The sequence below is a fragment of the Bosea sp. F3-2 genome (genome assembly GCF_008253865.1).
Lineage (GTDB): Bacteria > Pseudomonadota > Alphaproteobacteria > Rhizobiales > Beijerinckiaceae > Allobosea.
In genome coordinates this window covers 3,968,101-3,986,817 of sequence record NZ_CP042331.1, presented here as the reverse complement: position 1 = coordinate 3,986,817, position 18,717 = coordinate 3,968,101, and the positions used below count along the sequence as shown (strand labels likewise).

Genomic DNA, 18,717 nt, shown 5'->3' with positions numbered 1-18,717 from the left:
AACCGACCATACGGCCGCGCGCCACGAGACCACAAGTCGTTATAGTCCCACAGAACTCTTGCCGGATAACGGAGGAATGACCGCGGCGTCGGAGGCTACAGGCGGTTGCGCACGCTGCGGACGAAATCCCCGACATAGCGGTCGAGCGCTTCAGCCTGCTCGTCGACCTTGCGGGCGGCGTCCGCCACGCCGATGGCGGCGTCGCCGGTGACGCGCACCTCGGCGCCGACCGCGCTGACATTGGCGGTAACGGCGTCGGCGCTGAGAGCGACGGCCTGTGCATCGGCGGCAATGGTCGAGGCGATGTCGGCCTGGCGGCAGACGACGGAGGCGATCGCGCCGGATGTCTGCTCGATCGTCGTCATCGTGCCTTCGATATGCGCCACGGCCTCGACGGCGGTCGCGGCCGCACCGCGGATGTCGGCCAGCGTTTCGGCGATGTCGCGCGTCGCCTTCTGGGTCTGCTCCGCCAGTGTCTTGACCTCGCTCGCCACGACGGCGAAGCCGCGTCCGGCAGCGCCTGCGCGCGCAGCCTCGATCGTGGCGTTCAGTGCCAGAAGGTTGGTGCGGGCCGCGATCTCCTCGATGAAATCGAGCACGGTGCGAACCTTGTCGGCCGCCTCCGTCAGCCCGGTGACGTCGCTTCGCGTGCTGCGGACATAGCTGGCGGCCGCGCGCACCGTCTCGTCGGCATGGCTGGTCTGGCGGGTGAGTTCCCGGATCGAGGCTTCGATCTCTTCCGCCGCGGTTGCGACGCTGCCGACCCGCTGCGATGCGCTTTCCGCCTCCCGGGTCACGCCTTCGGCGCGCAGGGTCGTCTTGCTGGCGCTTTCCACCATCTGGCTGGCGGCGGCGTGCATGCCGCGCATCGAGGCCCCGACGTCGGCGAGCGCCTTGCCGACCGTGCGTTCCAGATCGCCGGCGAGTTCGTCGAGCGCGGTCTTGCGCAGCGTCTCGATTTCGGCGCGGCGCGCTTCCAGTGTCTTCTCGGCGGTGATGTCGAGCAGGATGCCGTCCCAGACCAGGGTTCCGTCGGCGAGCCGGCGCTTGGTCGATTCGCTGCGCAGCCAGACGACACCGCCGTCCGGAGCGTGGTAGCGGCCCTCGAAGCGCCAGAGCGTCTCGTTTTCCTGCTGCTCCCGCCGCAATTGCTCGAAACGGATGCGGTCTTCGGCGACGAGCTTGCCGAGCCAGACGTCGGGATCGCGCTCGACCTGCTCCTTGGTGATGCCCAGCAGCTTGTCGATGGCGAAGGAAGCGAACCGGTAGGTCATCATCCCGTCTGGCGTGACGATCCGCTGGTAGAGCGTTCCGGGCGCCCGGTCGATCAGCGTCCGCAGCCGGTAGGCGGTTTCGCGCCTGTCGCGATCGTTGATGACGACGATTCCGGTCAGGAAAATGCCGACCGTTCCGACGAAGATCATGATCGGCACGGCCTCGCGCAGGAAGCGCTGCCCGGCTTCTCCTGGAATAAAGCCCACAGAGGCGAGCAGGCAGAGTGCGTCGATCAGGCTGAGGGCGGCGAGATCGCCGACGCCGAGCGGCCGTCTGCGCCGGGTCAGCCAGATCGCGTAGGCGACCCCGATGACGGCGCGGGCCACGATGCCAGTAATGCCCGTGACCATGCCGACACCACCCGTGATGTAGCGCATCACGACGAGCGGCACGGCCGTCAGCACGGCGGCGCCGGGACCGCCGATCGGGCCGGCCAGGACGGCGAAGCTGTTGCGCGAATCGACGACGAGGCCGGGCATCATCTCGAAGGGGTTGCCCATGCTGATCAGCGCGCCGGTGGCGAACAGCACGCCGACGATCACCTGCCGCAGCCAGGATCGTTCCCCGATCTGGGGCATGGCGACGGTGAGGAGCAGCCCCGCCAGAAGCAGGAAGAACAGGCTTTCGGCGAGATTGATCAGCAGCAATGTCGGGACCTTCGGCCGTTTCGGCCAGCGGACCTTGCTTTCAATTGTTGAAAGCCGTCCTAACGGATGGTCTTGGCGCCGGTTTTTGCTAGCGTGCCGGCCGATGCGTCACAGCTCCCCCTCCGAAGCCGCCCTTTCCGCCGCGCCGGCCGCCGCCGAGCGCGTCACGCCGATGATGGCGCAGTATATCGAGATCAAGGCGGCGAATCCGGATTGCCTGCTGTTCTACCGGATGGGGGATTTCTACGAACTCTTCTTCAAGGATGCCGAGATCGCCTCGCGCACGCTCGGCATCGTGCTGACCAAGCGCGGCAAGCATCAGGGCGACGACATCCCGATGTGCGGCGTCCCCGTGGAGCGCGCCGACGATTATCTCCAGCGCCTGATCGCCGCCGGCCACCGCGTCGCCGTCTGCGAGCAGACCGAGGATCCGGCCGAGGCGAAGAAGCGCGGCGCCAAATCGGTGGTGAAGCGTGATGTTGTCCGCCTCGTTACCCCCGGAACCATTACCGAGGAGCGGCTGCTCGAGCCGGGCCGCGCGAGCCTCCTCGTCGCGGTCGCGCGTCGCAAGACGGGGGAGGCGGCCTCTCTCTACGGTCTCGCGGCGATCGACATCTCGACCGGTCGCTTCACGGTGATGGAGACGCCGCAGGAGCGGCTCGCCATCGAGTTTTCGCGTCTGGAGCCGCGCGAGATCGTCTGCCCCGACGCGATCCATGACGACCCGGAACTCAAGGAGTTCTGGCGCGAGATTGCGGTGCCGGTGACGCCGCTGGCTCGCGACGGACTCGATGCGGCCTCGGCCGAGCGACGCCTGAAGGAGTTCTTCGGCGTCGCCACGCTCGATGCCTTCGGTGCTTTCAGCCGCGCCGAGATCGCGGCGGCCGGCGCGGCACTGGCCTATGTCGAGCGCACCCAGCTCGGCGCGCGCCCGCCTTTGTCGGCCCCGGTGCGCGATTCAGGCTCGGCGACGATGCTGATCGACGCGGCTACCCGCGCCAATCTCGAATTGACGCGCACGCTCGGGGGCGAGCGCCCCGGCAGCCTGCTGGCCACGATCGACCGCACGGTGACGCCGGGCGGAGCGCGGCTGCTGGCCGAGCGCCTCGCCGGCCCCTTGACCGATCCGGCTTCGATCGCGGCGCGCCACGACGCGGTTGAATTCCTGGCGGCGGACGGTGCCCTGCGCGAGGATCTGCAGCAGGCGCTGGAGAAGGTGCCGGACGTTGCGCGCGCGCTGGCGCGGCTCTCGCTCGATCGCGGCGGCCCACGCGACCTCGCCGCGCTCGGCGCCGGGCTCGACGCCGCCCGCGCGATCGCCGCCCTGCTCGTCCGGCGCGGCGAATTGCCCGCCGAGCTGGCCCGCGCGATGCGGGCGCTGGGCGAGAGCGATCCCGATCTGCCGGTCCGCCTCAACGCCGCATTGGCCGACGAACTGCCGCTCAATCGTCGCGATGGCCGCTTCGTACGCGAGGGGCATGATCCGGCGCTCGACGAACTGCGCTTGCTGCAGATCGATTCGCGCAAGGTCATCGCCCAGCTGCAGGCGCGCTATGCCGCCGAGACCGGCTGCCGCACGCTGCGGATCAAGCACAACGCCATGCTCGGCTACTTCGTCGAAGTGCCGCAGGCGACGGGCGAGGAGTTCCTGAAGGAGCCCTGGCGCGCGACCTTTGTGCACCGCCAGACCATGTCCGATGCGATGCGCTTCTCCTCGGTCGAACTCGGCGAACTCGAGGCCAAGATCGCCTCTGCGGCCGATCGGGCGCTCAAGCTCGAACTCTCTGTCTTTGCTGGGCTCAGCGAGGCGGTGCTGGCTCAGGCCGAGCCGATCAAGGCCGCTGCCCTGGCCTTGGCCGAGCTCGATGTCGCCGCGGCTCTCGCCGATCTCGCCACCCGCGAGGGCTGGAGCCGCCCGCAGATCGATGATGGCGTTGCCTTCACCATCGAGCGTGGCCGCCATCCGGTGGTCGAGGCGGCGCTGAAGCGCGATGGCAAGCCCTTCGTCGCCAACGACACCGAATTGTCGCCGCCCGACACTGACGCGAAAGGCGGCCGCATCTGCCTGATCACCGGCCCGAACATGGCCGGTAAATCGACCTTCCTGCGCCAGAATGCGCTGATCGCCGTGCTGGCCCAGATGGGCTCTTTCGTGCCCGCCGCACGGGCCCATATCGGCATCGTCGACCGGCTGTTCTCGCGCGTCGGCGCCGCTGACGATCTCGCACGCGGCCGTTCGACCTTCATGGTCGAGATGGTCGAGACTGCTGCGATCCTGAATCAGGCCGGCCCGCGCGCGCTCGTGATCCTCGACGAGATCGGGCGGGGCACCGCGACCTTCGACGGCCTCTCCATCGCCTGGGCCGCGATCGAGCATCTGCACGAGATCAACCGCTGCCGCAGCCTGTTCGCCACGCATTACCACGAGCTGACGGCGCTCGGAGACCGGCTCGACCGCGTCGCCAACGCCACCGTCCGCGTCACCGAATGGAAGGGCGAGGTCGTCTTCCTGCACGAGGTCGTGCCGGGCGCGGCCGATCGCTCCTACGGCATCCAGGTCGCCAAGCTCGCCGGCCTGCCGCCGGCCGTGGTCGAGCGTGCCCGCGCCATCCTCGGCGAGCTGGAGAAGACCGAGCGCGAGAAGCCGGTCGCCTCGCTGGTCGATGATCTCCCGCTCTTCGCTGCGCCGCTGCGGCGCCCGGCGCCGGTCGCGGTCGAAAACGAGCCGGACGGCCTGCGCGAGGCGCTGGCCGGGATCGCCCCGGACGAGATGACTCCGCGCGAGGCGCTGGAAGCGCTCTATCGGCTGAAGGGGCTGGCTTGAGGTTCAGGCTGCGGCGACCTTCGGGACATGGCCGCAGGCAAACGCTCCGTCATCCCGGACAAGCTGCGAAGCAGCGCCGATCCGGGATCCATGCCTGAACTTGAATCGTGAGCGCTCCGGCATGGATTCCGGGTCTCCGCCTCGCTGCGCCCGGAATGACAGCGCGTTTTCGATGTGTTGATGACGTTACTCCAGCCGCTTGATGCTGGTGATTGCGCCGAAGCTGTTGTCGCGGATGCGGTCGCGCGCTTCCTTGAGGGGCTCGCGATGCACCGTCATCGTGTAGCCGTTGGCATGCAGGAGCGTTTCCGGATCGGTCAGGATGCCGACATGGCCCTTCCAGAAGATCAGATCGCCGCGCTCAAGCCCGGATAGGCTCTCGCCGAAGGGAACGGCGCTGCCGAGGGCGGCCTCCAGCATGTCGGAATCGCGCGGGGAGGCGATGCCGGCCGCGGCGAGGGCAAGTTGTGTCAGCCCTGAGCAGTCGAGGCCGAGGCTGGTCTTGCCGCCCCAGAGATAGGGCACGCCGAGGAAACGCTCGGCGACTGCGACGAAATCGGCTTCGAAGCGGTCGGCCGGGGCGAGATGCTTCAGGAAAACATGTCCGCCATCGGCGAGGATGGCGAAATCGCCCTTCTCCTCCACCACGGCAACGCCTGCATTCAGCGACAGCGACGCAAGCGGCGGCAGTTTGATCGAGGGGCCCGGATAGACGAAGGTCCTGAGTCCCGCGACACGGTGCGTCGGCACCGGCTGGTCGGGGCGCAACGCGTCGTCAGGCAGGTAGCCGACATAACCGTCCGCGGCGAGCTGGACCCAGGCCCAGCCCTCCTCGCGCTCGTAGACTTGAACCAGCTCGCCCGCGAGCGCTTCGGTATCGAGCGATGCGTCCGGGCGCGGCTCGCGCCGTAGTGGCGCCGAGGGAACAACGACGCGCATCGGCTGCGCATCGGCGAAGCGGGCGGCCTCGACCTGCCCGGCCAGATGGCGCGCGGCGAGATCGGGGCGAAAGGCATGGATGCGGCGGTCGAGAATCGTCATGGGGGCAATCTAGCGCGGCGAGGCTCGTGCTGGGAGAGCCGTCAGCTTCCGCCGATCTCCTTGGCGTGCTCCGTCACCAGATCGGCCAGCCTCTCGACAGCGAGCGCACCGGCGACGGTGCGCTGGATCACGACGTTGCGGCGGTCGGCCTCGTCGCGCTTGCGCGTCAGGAGCCCGAGCTTGCCGAGCGTATCGAGCGCGCGCGTGATCACCGGCTTGGTCACGCCGAGCTGCTTCGCCAGCCCCCGCACGGTATGCGGCGGCAGTTCGAGGTAGACCGTGAGCAGGATCGCCGTCTGGCGCGCCGAGAGATCGGCTTCGCTGTCCCGGACCAGGTCGAGATGCACTTGCCGCCACAGTCTGAGCGCCTGCGAAGGCCTGATCTCCAAGGGCATGAAGGTACGGTTCCCGATCGTTACGGGTCCGTATCATTATCCTGTGCCGGCGGCTGTGCAATCGCCTTCGCCGATCAGCCTTAACCGGCTGGGTAGAGCTGCTTCACCAGCGCATGAATCAGCCGCGCGCCCTGGCATTCGCCGCCCTCGGGCCGTCCCGGCTTGGGCGAGGGGTTCCAGGCGTAGATGTCGAAATGCGCATAGGATTCCGTCTTCTCGACGAAGCGGTTGAGGAAGAGCGCCGCCGTTACCGAGCCGGCCATGCCGCCGCTGGAGACATGGTTTACATCGGCGATCTTGGAATCGAGGAAGCCGTCATAGGGTCGCCAGAGCGGCATCCGCCAGACCGGATCGTTCACCACCATGCCGATCCGCGCGATTTCCGCGGCGAGCCCTTCGTCATGGGTGTAGAACGGCGGCAGTTCCGGCCCGAGCGCTGTGCGCGCCGCGCCGGTCAGCGTGGCGAAATCGATCAGCAGCTCCGGCATCTCCTCGTCGGCGAGCGTCAACGCATCGGCCAGGATCAGCCGGCCTTCGGCGTCGGTGTTGCTGATCTCGACCGAGAACCCCTTGCGGCTCGCCAGCACATCGCCGGGCCGGAAGGCATTGCCTGAAATCGCGTTCTCCACCGCCGGCACCAGGAGCCGCAGCCGCACCGGCAACTTCGCGAGCATGATCATCCGCGCTGCCGCGATCGCGGCCGCCGCACCGCCCATATCCTTCTTCATCAGGAGCATCGAGGCGTCGGGCTTGAGGTTGAGCCCGCCTGTGTCGAAGGCGACGCCCTTGCCGATCAGCGTGACCTTGGGATGGGCCGGGTCGCCCCAGACCAGATCGACGAGCCGCGGCGCCCGCGTCGAGGCGCGACCGACCGCATGGATCATCGGGAAGTTTCGGTTGATCAGCTCGTCTCCGACGATGCTGGTGACCGTCGCACCGCATTCGGCGGCGAGCCCACGGATCGCCGCTTCGATCTCGCCCGGTCCCAGCGCATTGGCCGGCGTGTTGATGAGATCGCGCGCCAGCGCGGCCGATTCAGCGATCAGGCTGATCTCCTGGCCGTCGACGCCGTCCGGTAGCGACAGGCGCGCGCGCGGCGGCTTCGGCTTGCGGTAGCGGTCGAAGCGATAACCCTGCAGCAGCCAGCCGAGCGCAGCGAGGTCCGGATCGTCGATCTCGCCTTCGAGCGCATAGTCGCCCGCCGGCAGCTGGGTCGACAGCCGCGCCGGTGCAAAGGGATCGCGCTGCCGCTGCGCGGTTTCGACACCCAGAAGAACGGCCGCGAGTGCCCCTTGTGAATCCGGAAGGAAGCAATGCTGGCCGGTGCCGGCCGCGAAGCCTTGCGCGAGGGCGAAGTTGCGATGGGCAGGTGAAAGCCGCGCCTGCAAGGTTGGCCAGGTCTCGGAAGAAACCACGTGAATCGGGACAGCAGCGTCGGAGGTGGGAAGCAGAAGACTGTTCACGGGTCGGTCGATCGGTTCTGAGACAGCGGCGGGTGTCGGGATTAAGGATGCATTAGGGTTAACGCTTTATCACCGAACGACCAGAGGAACCCAGTCAGACGACGTTGTCGCGAGGCGATCCGGCCCATGATTCGAACGAAGCTCGCCTCCGACCTGTCGATTTTCCGTGCACACCGCCTTGGATTGACGATCGCTGTCTGCCTCGGAGCACTTGCCCTTGCAGGTTGCCAGAGCCGCGGCGGCCTGGGCGACGTCACGGGTTCGATTGGGCGCAGCTCGGCGGCGCAGCCGCGCACCGCGGCAGATTGGCAGGCCGAACGCGACAACTGGGCGAAGCGCTACGAGGCCAATCCGAAGGACCGCAATGCCGCCTTTGCCTACGCCCGGGCGCTGCGGGCTCTCGATCAGAATGCGCAGGCGCTGGCCGTGCTCCAGAACGCCGTCCTGACCTTCCAGGACGACCGCGAGCTGCTGGGGGCCTATGGCCGCTCGCTTGCCGATAACGGGCGGTTGCGGGAAGCGGACGACGTGCTCTCCCGCGCCCATTCGCCGGAGCGGCCGGATTGGCGCATCCTTTCGGCGCAGGGAACCGTCGCCGATCAGCTTGGCGAGCATGAGAGGGCTCAGCAGATCTACCAGGCCGCTCTGAAGCTAGCCCCGGGCGAGCCGACGATCATGTCCAACTACGGCTTGTCGCTCGCCTTGTCCCGTCGTTTGCCGGAAGCGGAGCGGGTTCTCACCGAGGCGGCTGCCTCGCAGGGGGCCGACATCCGCGTACGCCAGAATCTGGTTCTCGTGCTCGGGCTTCAGGGCCGTTTTGCCGAGGCCGAAGCCATGGCCCGGCGTGACCAGAGCCCGGCCGAAGCCGCTGCGACGATCGCCTATCTCAAGCGCAGCGTCAGCCAGCAGAACAGCTGGGACCTGCTGAAGGGCACGAAGGGCCGGGCGCAGCCCGCCGCCAAGCCTCCGCTGGCACAGGCTCCGGACGGCGCGGCCGATCCGGATCGTCGCGGCTGACTCAGCTGCGAAGCTTTCATTAGCGCGCTGGCAAAGCCACAGGCCGAAAATCGGAAAAGCTGAGGCGCGACTGCTGCTTCGCGCAGCTGCCCGCGATTGCTTGATTTGCTTATCTGCAGCGCCCGGTCATTAGCGATCCGCGATTATGAGCCCGGCGCTCGGGCTAAGTCACTTCCAACCGAAGACCTGCACCAGCGCCGGAAACATGATGATGACGAAGAGCACCGGCAGGAAGAACAGGATCATCGGCACGGTCAGCTTCGGCGGCAGGGCGGCAGCCTTCTTCTCGGCGGCGTTCATGCGCTGATCGCGGCTCTCCTGTGCCAGGGTGCGCAGCGCCGTGCCGAGCGGCGTGCCGTAGCGTTCGGCCTGGATCAGCGCCGTCGAGACCGATTTGACGCTTTCGAGCCCGGTCCGCATCGAAAGGTTCTCATAGGCTACCCTGCGGTCAGTCAGATAGGAGAGCTCCGCCGTGCAGAGCGCGAACTCCTCAGCCAGCGGTACGGACTGGCTGCCGATCTCGTTCGCGACCTTGCGGAACGCCTGCTCGATCGACATGCCGGACTCCACGCAGATCAGCAGCAGGTCGAGCGCGTCCGGAAAAGCCAGTCGCATCGAGAGCTGCCGCTTGCTGATCTGGTTGGACAGGAAGACTTCCGGCGCCTTGATGCCAAGATAGGCGCCGCCGATCGCGATCCCGATCTTCATGAACAGCGCCTGGCCGAAATCGTTGATGATGAAAAGATAGAACAGCGTGAACAGGAAAGCGGTGACGGGCACGGCCAGGCGGAAGAACAGGAAGGCGATCTCCGACTGTGGCCCACGATAGCCTGCCATGACGAGCTGCTTCTTGGCGTTCTCCGTTCCGAGCCAATCGCCGAGCTTGAACTGCTCCACGATGCGCCGCATGTAGGCTTTCGGCTCCTGGCGCAGGCTTACCTTCTCGTTCTGGCGGTTGAGCCGCTCGCGCTCCCGCGCCCGGATCTTCTCGCGCTCCGTCGCGACGTTCTTCATGCGCTTCTGGAGGACGTTGCCCTCGGTCAGCGGGATCGCGACGGTCAGCACCGTGGCCGCGGCCGCTACGGCAGCCAGCAGCGCGAGCATGAATTGCGGATCGGTGAGCTTGTCGGCGATCTGGGAAATCACGGTTCCACCTCAGATCTCGAAATTGATCATCTTACGCATGATCAGGACGCCCATCAGCATCCAGATGCCGCAGCCGACGAGGGCGAGCTTGCCCATCTGGGTGAGCCACAGGAGTTCGATGTATCTCGGGGTGGACAGATAGACGAGGAAGGCGACGCTCGGGGGCAGGGCGGCGATGATCCCGGCAGAGGCCTTGGCCTCCATCGAGACCGCCTGGATCTTGTCGCGCATCTTGCGCCGCTCGCGCAGGACGCGCGAGAGGTTCGCCAGCGTCTCGGATAGATTGCCGCCGGTCTTCTGCTGGATAGCGATCACGATGCCGAAGAAATTGGCTTCCGCACAGGGCATCCGCTCATAGAGCTTTCCGGCGGCTTCAGAGAGCGGCAGGCCGAGCGCCTGCGCCTCGATGATCTGCCGAAACTCGCCTTTGACGGGCTCTACGGCTTCCGTCGCGATGATGCGCAGACAGTCGTTGACTGGCAGGCCGGCCTTGATGCCGCGGACGATGACGTCGAGCGCGTTGGGGAACTCGATGGCGAACCGCTTCAGACGTTTTGTTTTGCAATGCTTCAGGAACCAGGCCGGCAGGCCCAGTGCCCCGATGAAGAGACCGGCAGCCCCCATGATCAGGTTGCCGCTCAAAACCAACAGAACGAGGCCGCTGACGAAGGCGGTCACGGCGCAGATCACGTAGTATTTCCGACGGGTCCAGCTCAGGCCGGCTTGTCCGATCCGCGCTTCGAGCGTCAGCTTGGCGTTTTCGCGGTTCTCGATCTCCTTGAGGCTTTGCGCGACCTGCCCGCGCTTGGCTCTGGCCTGCGCTTCCCGGTCGATGCTGCGCATCGTGCTCGGCCCGGCGAATTCCTTGCGCCGCTTCTCGGCCCGCTTTTCGCCGCTCAGCGTAGGGTAGAGCAGCGCATAGACGACGCCGCCAACGGCGAGCATGGCCAATACGGCGATCGCAAGCGTGCTCGAATTCATGGCCTGGCTCCCGACGAGGGCCTCCGTTCAGGCTGCAAAGCCTTCATTCACCTGCTCGAGCTGGTCGAGCGACGCGGCGAGGCGCTGCTCCTCGCCGAAGTAGCGGGCACGCTCCCAGAAGCGCGGGCGGCCGATGCCGGTCGAGCGGTGGCGGCCGATAAGCTTGCCCGCGGCGTCCTCGCCGAGCACGTCGTAGAGCATGAGGTCTTGCGTCGTGATGACCTCGCCTTCCATCCCCATCACCTCCGTGATGTGGGTGATGCGGCGCGAGCCGTCGCGCAGGCGTTGCGCCTGGATGATGACATCGACCGAGGAGCAGATCATCTCGCGCAGAGTCTTGGACGGCAGCGAGAAGCCGCCCATGGTGATCATCGACTCGATACGGCTGAGACATTCCCGTGGCGAGTTGGCGTGGAGCGTGCCCATCGAGCCGTCATGGCCGGTATTCATCGCCTGGAGCAGGTCGAAGGCCTCGGGTCCGCGCACTTCGCCGACGATAATCCGCTCGGGGCGCATGCGCAGGCAGTTCTTGACAAGGTCGCGCATCGTGACTGCGCCGGTGCCTTCGAGATTGGGTGGGCGCGTCTCGAGGCGCACCACATGCGGCTGCTGGAGCTGGAGCTCGGCGGCGTCCTCGCAGGTGATAACCCGCTCGTCATGGTCGATATAGTTGGTCAGGCAGTTCAGCAGCGTCGTCTTGCCCGAGCCGGTGCCACCGGAGATGACGATGTTGCAGCGGACGCGGCCGATGATCTTCAGGATCTCGGCGCCGGGCGGCGAGATCGCGCCGAACTTGACGAGCTGGTCGAGCGTCAGCTTGTCTTTCCTGAACTTGCGGATGGTGAGCGCGGGCCCATCGATCGCGAGCGGCGGCGCGATGACGTTGACGCGCGATCCGTCGGCGAGGCGCGCGTCGCAAATCGGCGAGCTTTCGTCGACGCGCCGGCCGACCTGGCTGACGATGCGCTGGCAGATGTTCATCAGCTGCGCATTGTCGCGGAATCGGATGTTGGTGAGCTGAATCTTGCCGCCGGTCTCGATGAAGGTGCGGTTCGCGCCATTGACCATGATGTCGGCGATGTCGTCGCGCGCCAGCAGCGGTTCGAGCGGTCCGTAGCCGAGGACGTCGTTGCAGATGTCGTCGAGCAGTTCTTCCTGCTCGGCGATGGAGAGCACGACATTCTTCAGCGAGATGATCTCGTTGATGATGTCGCGGATTTCCTCCCGCGCCGATTCCGAGTCGAGCTTCGCGAGCTGCGACAGATCGATTGCCTCGATCAGCGCCCCGAAGATCATGCTCTTCATCTGATAGTATTCTTCGGAGCGCGTCGCCGCCTCAACCGGCGCGAGCCTGCGTTCCTCGGCGGCAGGCTGGATCTGCTCCGGCTTGCGCGCCGCCGGCTGAAGGGCGGCGGGGCTCCTGGTGCTCAGGTTCGGCGCGACGGTCGCGCCCGCGGATCGCTTCCCGAACATCTCAATGTACTCCCGCGCGCGCCGCTGGGACACGCGCACTTCTGCTTCCTCGGCCCGATCCCCTGAATGACTGTCCGTCTGGCCCGTCTCGCGTCATCAGGAAGCCTTGCGGCGTTTCAGCTTCGAGACCAGCGGCTCGAACAGGCTGCGCCGGCTGCGCTTGGCTTCGCCGCGGCCGGTCAGCGCGCTGGCGATCTGGGTAAAGGCCTCGCTCGCCTTGCTGCCGGCCTGGACCTCGGCGATCATCTGGCCGTTGTTGGCGGCCGTGCCGAAGAGCTGGGCGTCGAAGGGGATCGTGCAGAGGACGTCGATGCCGAGCGCCTTGGCGAATTCGCCGGCACCGATCTCCGGCCGCTTGGGCACGCCGACCTGGTTCAGCACGAGCCGGGCGACCGCGTCATTGGGCCGGGTCGCGCGCGACAGATCGACGATGTTCTTGGCATTGCGCAGGGAGGCCAGCTCCGGCTCGGCGACCACCACGATCTCGTCCGCGCCGACGAGCGTCCGCTTGACCCAGCTGCTCCACTGATGCGGCACATCGAGGACGATGCAGGGAACACTGGCGCGCAACAGTTCCAAGAGCTGCTCCAGCGCGTCCTCATTGAGGTCGATTGTCCGGTCGAGAACCGCAGGAGCCGCAAGCAAGGCCAGGTTGTCGCTGCAACGCGATAGGAGCCTGTCCAGCAGGTTGGAGTCGAGGCGCTCCGGGGCGAAAACCGCTTCCGCGATCCCCTGAGGGGGATCCTGGTTGAAGTTGAGGCCGGCCGTGCCCCAGGCGATGTCGAGATCGACGATCACGGTGGAAGCGTCGAGGTTCCGCGCGATCGCCCAGGACATGTTGTGCGCGACGGTCGACGCGCCGACGCCGCCCTTGGCGCCCACCACTGCGATGACACGGCCGAGATGGCGGGCCTCCGGTGCGATGTAGAGTTCCGAGAGGGTGCGCAGCAGGTCGAGCGTCTCGAGCGGAGCGATCAGATATTCGCTGACGCCGCGGCGCAGCAGCTCTCGATAGAGCTGCACGTCGTTGACATGGCCGATCACCACGACCTTCGTGCCGGGGTCGCAGCTTTCCGACAGCATGTCGAGATGCCCGATCAGGGTTGCTGCATCGGACACGGTCTCGAGCACGATGACGTTCGGAGTCGGCGCCGTCCGGAAGGCTTCGACGGCTGCAGCCGCTCCGCCCATCTGGATGCGGGCATGGGTCTTGTCCATGCGCCGGTCGGCAACCGCCGCCTGCATCGTCGCGGCGATGGCCGGCGTCTCGCAGAAGGCCTGCAGAGTGATGCGCGGCAGCGGCGCGATGATCTCGTCGCTGACCGCCTCGATCGCCGGTGTTTCGCTTGTCGGCGGTTGCATCAGTTGCTGCCTCCGACAGTCGAATTGATCTGCGGCGTCTGCTGGCGATACTGCGTCGACGGATCCTTGCCCTCCCGGATCTTGCCGATCGCGACCATCCGCTTGACGATGTCGGGACGGCCCTCGTCGCGGGCCCGGACCAGATCGATCGGGTCGGCGACCTGCGCAGCCAGCGTCGCCTGGGAGGCGCAGCCGAGATTCCAGTAAGGCTCGTTCGATGTCCAGAACTTGAAGTCGGAAATGCCGAGATCGGTAGGCCATTGGCCGCACTGATGCGGCACGGCGGCTTGCAGCGAAGCAAAGCTTAGCCGGATCGGCGAGGCGAGGCCGGGGTCCTGGATCGGATAGCTGCGGATGCTGAGGGCGTGCGCCGGCACACCGTTGCGAGCCAGTGCCGCGCGGATCCCGCTAAGCGTGTCTTGTGTCGCCCGCTCGCGGCGCGCACCGGTCGGAACCTCCGCGACGAGGCCTCCTTTTCCGGTCCTGCGATAGTCCTGGGCGAAATCCGCGACGTCTTCGGCCTGGCGGCTGTCGAGCGCGCCGCCGGCGCGGCCCACGAAGACATCCAGCGAGCGTGGCGCTTCGCGCAGGACGATTGGATGTCGCTCCCGGGTATCGATGGGGGCGATGGCGGGTGGATCTGCGTTTGGACCCTTGCCGGCGCAGCCGCTGGCGAGAAGGCTGAGCACCAGTGCAAGGGGTAGCAGGCGCGTGGCGGTGGCTTTCTCTTGGAACGGAACCGTCATGGTCGGGCCATCCATCATGATGCTGTCCATCCGGTTCGGTCAGTCGGCGATGAAGCCGACGCGACCCTTGTAGGCCTGCGGGATCGGGCCACCGCCGCTGCCGTAGAGCTTGTTGAGGCGCCCGAGCAGGATGGCTTGGGCGTCGTGGGATTCCACGAAGCCGTCATCGGGCCGCTGAACCTCGTTCGGCTGCATCGGCTTGGCGATATAGGGCGTGGCCGTGATCATCAGCTCAGTCTCCTCGCGCTGGTAGTCGCGCGAGCGGAAGAGGGCGCCGATGATCGGCAGGTTCATCAGGCCGGGCAGGCCGTTGAGCGACTGTTTCGAAACCCGCTGGATGAGACCGGCTGTCGCCAGGGTCCCGCCCGAGGGCAGCTCCACAGTCGTGTCGGATTTGCGGACGCGGAACGCCGGGACGTTCAGGGCCTCCTGGTTGTCGCCGTTCACGCGGAACTGGTTCTCGAAGTCGAGCTCTGTGACCTCGGTGGCGATACGTATGCTGATCTTGTTCCCGGACAGAACGATCGGCGTGAAGTTGAGCGCGACGCCGACCGGCCGATACTCGATCTGGTACTGGCAGGTGCGGCGATTGAAAAGGTCGTAGCCGCAGGTCTGGCCTTTCGGAATGGGCACCTCTCCGCCGGCGGTGAACTTGGCGCTTTCGCCGGAAATCGCTGTCACCGTCGGTTCGGCCAGCACCCGGGCCAGGCCAGCTCGCTCGAGGGCACGCAGCGTAAAGTTCTGCGAATTGCCGATGCCGGCTCCGATTGCGGTAGCCGAGAGCTGTTGCGGCTGCAGCGGGAAGGGATTGTCGATCGACGGGGTGATCGAAAACTTTCCGAGCTTCCACTCCCCGCTCGAATTGATGCCGAGCTGCTTGATCGCCTTGCGGGAGACCTCCGAGACCGTCACCTTGACCATCACCTGATCGCGGTCGCGGATCGTCAGCGCGTTGATCACCGCCCCCTTGGCGTTGCTCTTGTCGGAGACGCCGACGAAGGCATTGGCGATGTCGACGGCTTGCGTCGCTTCGGAGGCGTTTGGCACTGTTCCGACCAGCAGGATTGAATCGCCGGCCGGCTTGATCTCGATCTGCGAGTTCGGCAACGCAGTGCGCAACGTCTGGCGCAACACGTTGAGATCGCGTCCGACATTGATCTCGAGCGCGGTGATCTGGCGGCCTTCGCCATCCATCACGAACATCGAGGTCGCGCCGTCGGTGATGCCGATGACGAAGAGCTTGCGCGCCGTCCTCACCACCGCATTGGCGACCTTCGGATTGGCGACGAACACCTCCTTGGCGTCACGCGGCAGTTCGACAATCAGCGAGCGGCCGATCGAGAGGTCGAGCTTGCGTGCGATCGCGTGCTCGCTCGTGCCGACATTGAGCACAGGAGCTGCGTCCTGGCCGGCCGATTGCGCGCTGGCGCTGCTGGCGATGAGGACAAGCGCGAGCGCCGTCGCGAGGCGAAAGCAGCATCGGATCATGGCTTTACGCTCTTCGTGATGACACCGTAGCGCACGAGGGTCAGCGCGCTGTCGGCAGAGGAGGGCGGCGCGGGCTCGTTGGCGTCCTTGAGGCTGCGCAGCGCCAACGAAAGCGTTCCGCTCTTCTGAGCCTGTGCCAGGATAGCGACCTGCCCGGGGTCGACTTCCAGGGTCGCGGTCTCGCCGACGACCACCTTCTCGCCATTGCGCTCCTGCACATTCTGCCCGATCGCCAGGACGCGAATGTTGCGCAGGATGGTTTCGCTGGCATAGCTCTGATTGCCCCCGTCCGGGTCACCGCGGGTCGTGGAGACCACGTCGACGCGATCGTTGGGCAGGATGAAGCCTCCGGCGGTGTTGGCGCCGCGGCTGTCGGTGCTGATTGCCACGGCGCGCATGCCGGACGGCAGCACGGCCGAGAGGAAGCCCGTTCCGTCCGTCCTGATCAGTTTCTCGCGCCGGATCGGCTCGGCGCCGAGGATGGCATAGCGGGCGACCTGGCCGATGATCTCCTTCTCGGCTTCAGGAGCTTCGTCCTTGCGTATGACGCCGCCCGGCACGCCGCCAATTGGCCAGGTCAGCCAGCGCAGGTCGTTGGCCGTCACTGTGTTGCCGACCGGAATGTCGCTGGCCGCGACGAGCACGGGCACGGTGGGCGCCTGCTCCACCTTGGCGGCCGGCGCCGGTGCCTGCGATGGCTGCTGAACGAGCAACGCGGCGCCCAGACCTGCCGCCAGCGCGACCACGAGAATGATGATGCGTGCGGGACTCATCGACGTCCGATCCTCAGCCAGACGAAGCTGGCCCTCATTCCGGATCGTCGTCGCGAAACGTCAACTTATGGTTAATCGGACGTATATTTTTTGAGGCGCGGTGACCTTGCGTCGGCCTGTTCTCTCAGACGCCGATCGCGGCGCGCCAGATCGCCGTTTCCGGCAGGATGAGCAGGGCGGCGAACGCAAGGGCTATTCCATAGGGAACGCCCTCCTTCGGCGCATGCAGGCGCTGAGCCCAGTCCCAATTCGCTGCGAGCGAAGGGAGAGGATGCGAGCGCAGGCGCAGGATCAGTAGCGTCAGCAAGCCGCCGCCGAAGCTGGAAAGCACGAGGTAAGGCATGAGCTGGTCGAAGCCGAACCAGAGAGCGGTCGCCGCCGCGAGCTTGGCGTCGCCGCCGCCGATCCAGCCCGCAGCGAAGAGACCGAAGGACACGACGAGGACGAGCGCGCCGGCGGCGAGATGCCAGCCGATATCGGCGAGGCTCAGCCCCAGCAGAGCAGCGCAGAATGCGAAGGAACCAACGAGCAAGAGGCAGAGCCGGTTGGAAATCGTCATCGAGACGAGATCGCTGGCCGCGGCATAAGCCATGGCGAAGGGAAAGACGCCGAGCAGAAGGATGATCAGCGGCAAGCTCATATGCGGTCACTCCGATGCTGGAGGCGGTATTAGCAGACGAATCTGATCAAACCCTTATGGGGATTGCGAAAGCAGCTTCAAAAGCAGAATGCCCCGGGCATGCCGGGGCACTGATTCATGTCAGTTGAAGCGCAACAGGCGCACTGATCTTTTATCAGTTCAGCCCGGTGCTGACTTCCTCGAACTTGGCGACCAGCTTGGTGCCGATCGTCGTCCAGACGCTGATGCAGACGACGGCGATCAGGGCGGCGATCAGGCCGTACTCGATCGCGGTGGCGCCGGACTCGTCCTTGACGAAGCGAGCGAAAACATTGGTCATGTGGGAACTCCTTTACACCACGGTTTGACGGCTGCCTTCGCTCTGAGGTGGCTTCGGTCAGCGACAGGAACGACATTAGCCCGCTCCTCTTGCTGATCGGTTAAGGCGACTCAAGAATTGATTGTTTTGGCGGGGTGTTTTTATCGTAGTTAATGCGACATTTAATCGGTTTGGAGAAGAGAATTTGTCAAATATCTAAGAATTTACCTGTGAAATAGTCGGTAAACGAGATGTTTAACTGATGCCATACGTTTGGGTTTTTTGGGATGCGCCGACGATTGAGCGGGTTGCGCGACGAACATTCCGCTTGGTTAGCTAGGGTGACAACGTAGAAATCCGCTGCTTCCCGGGGTTTTAAGATTCGGTTCATCATTTTGCGCTTGTCTGGTGGCATCGCAGAGCTTGAGGCACCGCCATGTCGACCCACCACACGCCGGAAAGGGGCCATTCCCTTGCGTCTTGGGTGGTTGCCATGATCCTCGCCATCGCCGGTTCGGGCATCGGGTCCGCGGTAGCTGCGCCCCAGGAAAGCCAGAACGAAAGCGTGCTCGTCCTGGTCGATCACGCCAAGGTCGTGCGCCTGCCTGAAAAAGCGCAAACGGTCATCGTCGGTAATCCGGCCATCGCCGACGTGTCGGTGCAGCGCAACGGCGTCATGGTGGTCACTGGCAAGAGCTTCGGCGTGACCAACCTGATCGCGCTGGACGGAACGGGCACGCTTCTGGCCGAATCTCTGGTGCGTGTCGGCGCGGCTTCGGATGCGGTTCTGACCGTGCAGCGCGGCATGGAACGCGAGAGCTATTCCTGCACGCCCACATGCCAGCCTTCGGCCCAGCTGGGCGACGGCCAGAAATACTTCGGCGAAGTCGGGGCGCAGGCGACGAGCAGGAATTCTCAGGCAACCGGGGCCGGCGCATCCAAGTAAAGATCCGGCAAGCAGCATCCCGTGCGTGAGGGCCACGCCGGGAGACCGAGGATCTAGCCGCAGCCGGTCACGCCCAATAACGGATTCGCGCGTGTAAGCGCTCTGAAGCAGGCAAGGTAAATAGAATCTTTGCTTCGCTGGCTGTGGCATTGAAGCGCCTCTAACAGATCGGAAATTGTTTTGCCGTAGATGTCAGCTGGTC

16 protein-coding genes are annotated in these 18,717 nt (G+C 65.8%); 3 read left to right on the top strand and 13 right to left on the bottom strand.

All coding sequences use genetic code 11. The annotated features are described in order from the left end of the window. Window positions 1-95 precede the first annotated feature (95 nt). The gene (locus FQV39_RS18285; RefSeq protein WP_149131588.1) at window positions 96-1,922 is read right to left on the bottom strand and encodes a methyl-accepting chemotaxis protein; all 1,827 of its coding nucleotides are present in this window, start codon (window positions 1,920-1,922) and stop codon (window positions 96-98) included. 103 nt (window positions 1,923-2,025) lie between these two features. Here FQV39_RS18285 and mutS point away from each other — a divergent pair, with 103 nt between their 5' ends. Further along, window positions 2,026-4,746 carry a DNA mismatch repair protein MutS gene (gene mutS / locus FQV39_RS18280; protein WP_149131587.1) on the top strand — a complete coding sequence of 907 codons (2,721 nt, stop codon included), beginning with the start codon at window positions 2,026-2,028 and terminating at the stop codon, window positions 4,744-4,746. A gap of 186 nt (window positions 4,747-4,932) precedes the next feature. Here mutS and FQV39_RS18275 read toward each other — a convergent pair whose 3' ends face one another. The 3 genes from FQV39_RS18275 to FQV39_RS18265 all read right to left on the bottom strand — a co-directional run bounded on the left by FQV39_RS18275 (window position 4,933) and on the right by FQV39_RS18265 (window position 7,645). Further along, window positions 4,933-5,787, bottom strand: coding sequence for a C40 family peptidase (locus FQV39_RS18275; RefSeq protein WP_149131586.1), 855 nt, complete (start codon window positions 5,785-5,787; stop codon window positions 4,933-4,935). A gap of 41 nt (window positions 5,788-5,828) precedes the next feature. Further along, window positions 5,829-6,182 carry a MarR family winged helix-turn-helix transcriptional regulator gene (locus tag FQV39_RS18270; protein ID WP_149131585.1) on the bottom strand — a complete coding sequence of 118 codons (354 nt, stop codon included), beginning with the start codon at window positions 6,180-6,182 and terminating at the stop codon, window positions 5,829-5,831. Between the two features lie 80 nt (window positions 6,183-6,262). After that, the gene (locus FQV39_RS18265) at window positions 6,263-7,645 is read right to left on the bottom strand and encodes a leucyl aminopeptidase family protein (RefSeq protein WP_210251115.1); all 1,383 of its coding nucleotides are present in this window, start codon (window positions 7,643-7,645) and stop codon (window positions 6,263-6,265) included. Window positions 7,646-7,771: 126 nt separating this feature from the next. On the opposite strand from FQV39_RS18265, the gene FQV39_RS18260 reads away from it, so the two are divergent. After that, entirely contained in the window at window positions 7,772-8,662 is an 891-nt protein-coding gene (locus tag FQV39_RS18260) for a tetratricopeptide repeat protein (RefSeq protein ID WP_187639979.1), read from the top strand. A 168-nt stretch (window positions 8,663-8,830) separates the two neighbouring features. On the opposite strand, the gene FQV39_RS18255 is transcribed toward FQV39_RS18260, so the two are convergent. From FQV39_RS18255 to FQV39_RS18215, 9 genes are all read right to left on the bottom strand, one after another. Beyond that, a complete protein-coding gene (locus tag FQV39_RS18255) occupies window positions 8,831-9,808 on the bottom strand; it encodes a type II secretion system F family protein (RefSeq protein WP_149131584.1) in 978 nt (325 codons plus the stop codon). Between the two features lie 9 nt (window positions 9,809-9,817). After that, entirely contained in the window at window positions 9,818-10,789 is a 972-nt protein-coding gene (locus FQV39_RS18250) for a type II secretion system F family protein (protein WP_149131583.1), read from the bottom strand. A gap of 27 nt (window positions 10,790-10,816) precedes the next feature. Next, window positions 10,817-12,262: a CpaF family protein gene (locus FQV39_RS18245; protein ID WP_149131582.1), complete on the bottom strand. Its 1,446-nt coding sequence runs from the start codon at window positions 12,260-12,262 to the stop codon at window positions 10,817-10,819. A gap of 96 nt (window positions 12,263-12,358) precedes the next feature. Beyond that, window positions 12,359-13,624 carry a CpaE/TadZ family protein gene (locus FQV39_RS18240; protein ID WP_149131581.1) on the bottom strand — a complete coding sequence of 422 codons (1,266 nt, stop codon included), beginning with the start codon at window positions 13,622-13,624 and terminating at the stop codon, window positions 12,359-12,361. Continuing rightward, on the bottom strand, window positions 13,624-14,370 hold the full coding sequence (locus FQV39_RS18235) for a CpaD family pilus assembly protein (RefSeq protein ID WP_187639978.1): 747 nt from the start codon (window positions 14,368-14,370) through the stop codon (window positions 13,624-13,626). The genes FQV39_RS18240 and FQV39_RS18235 overlap by 1 nt, the downstream gene beginning before the upstream one ends. A 39-nt stretch (window positions 14,371-14,409) precedes the next feature. Further along, window positions 14,410-15,858 (bottom strand): type II and III secretion system protein family protein, encoded by a 1,449-nt coding sequence (locus tag FQV39_RS18230; protein WP_149131579.1) that lies wholly within the window; start codon window positions 15,856-15,858, stop codon window positions 14,410-14,412. Further along, window positions 15,855-16,631 (bottom strand): Flp pilus assembly protein CpaB, encoded by a 777-nt coding sequence (gene cpaB / locus FQV39_RS18225; protein ID WP_149131578.1) that lies wholly within the window; start codon window positions 16,629-16,631, stop codon window positions 15,855-15,857. Before cpaB ends, FQV39_RS18230 begins: the two co-directional genes overlap by 4 nt. 124 nt (window positions 16,632-16,755) lie before the next feature. Beyond that, window positions 16,756-17,271: an A24 family peptidase gene (locus FQV39_RS18220; protein WP_149131577.1), complete on the bottom strand. Its 516-nt coding sequence runs from the start codon at window positions 17,269-17,271 to the stop codon at window positions 16,756-16,758. Window positions 17,272-17,425: 154 nt separating this feature from the next. Further along, on the bottom strand, window positions 17,426-17,590 hold the full coding sequence (locus FQV39_RS18215) for a Flp family type IVb pilin (protein ID WP_149131576.1): 165 nt from the start codon (window positions 17,588-17,590) through the stop codon (window positions 17,426-17,428). Between the two features lie 472 nt (window positions 17,591-18,062). On the opposite strand from FQV39_RS18215, the gene FQV39_RS18210 reads away from it, so the two are divergent. Next, window positions 18,063-18,515 (top strand): pilus assembly protein N-terminal domain-containing protein, encoded by a 453-nt coding sequence (locus FQV39_RS18210; RefSeq protein ID WP_149131575.1) that lies wholly within the window; start codon window positions 18,063-18,065, stop codon window positions 18,513-18,515. Window positions 18,516-18,717: the final 202 nt, after the last annotated feature.

What these genes read in the sequence shown, in the direction of transcription:
- mutS (WP_149131587.1), top strand. Translation starts at nt 2,026, where the DNA reads ATGCGTCACAGCTCCCCCTCCGAAGCCGCCCTTTCCGCCGCGCCGGCC.
- FQV39_RS18275 (WP_149131586.1), bottom strand. Translation starts at nt 5,787, where the DNA reads ATGACGATTCTCGACCGCCGCATCCATGCCTTTCGCCCCGATCTCGCC.
- FQV39_RS18270 (WP_149131585.1), bottom strand. Translation starts at nt 6,182, where the DNA reads ATGCCCTTGGAGATCAGGCCTTCGCAGGCGCTCAGACTGTGGCGGCAA.
- FQV39_RS18260 (WP_187639979.1), top strand. Translation starts at nt 7,772, where the DNA reads ATGATTCGAACGAAGCTCGCCTCCGACCTGTCGATTTTCCGTGCACAC.
- FQV39_RS18250 (WP_149131583.1), bottom strand. Translation starts at nt 10,789, where the DNA reads ATGAATTCGAGCACGCTTGCGATCGCCGTATTGGCCATGCTCGCCGTT.
- FQV39_RS18245 (WP_149131582.1), bottom strand. Translation starts at nt 12,262, where the DNA reads ATGTTCGGGAAGCGATCCGCGGGCGCGACCGTCGCGCCGAACCTGAGC.
- FQV39_RS18240 (WP_149131581.1), bottom strand. Translation starts at nt 13,624, where the DNA reads ATGCAACCGCCGACAAGCGAAACACCGGCGATCGAGGCGGTCAGCGAC.
- FQV39_RS18235 (WP_187639978.1), bottom strand. Translation starts at nt 14,370, where the DNA reads ATGACGGTTCCGTTCCAAGAGAAAGCCACCGCCACGCGCCTGCTACCC.
- FQV39_RS18230 (WP_149131579.1), bottom strand. Translation starts at nt 15,858, where the DNA reads ATGATCCGATGCTGCTTTCGCCTCGCGACGGCGCTCGCGCTTGTCCTC.
- cpaB (WP_149131578.1), bottom strand. Translation starts at nt 16,631, where the DNA reads ATGAGTCCCGCACGCATCATCATTCTCGTGGTCGCGCTGGCGGCAGGT.
- FQV39_RS18220 (WP_149131577.1), bottom strand. Translation starts at nt 17,271, where the DNA reads ATGAGCTTGCCGCTGATCATCCTTCTGCTCGGCGTCTTTCCCTTCGCC.
- FQV39_RS18215 (WP_149131576.1), bottom strand. Translation starts at nt 17,590, where the DNA reads ATGACCAATGTTTTCGCTCGCTTCGTCAAGGACGAGTCCGGCGCCACC.
- FQV39_RS18210 (WP_149131575.1), top strand. Translation starts at nt 18,063, where the DNA reads ATGATCCTCGCCATCGCCGGTTCGGGCATCGGGTCCGCGGTAGCTGCG.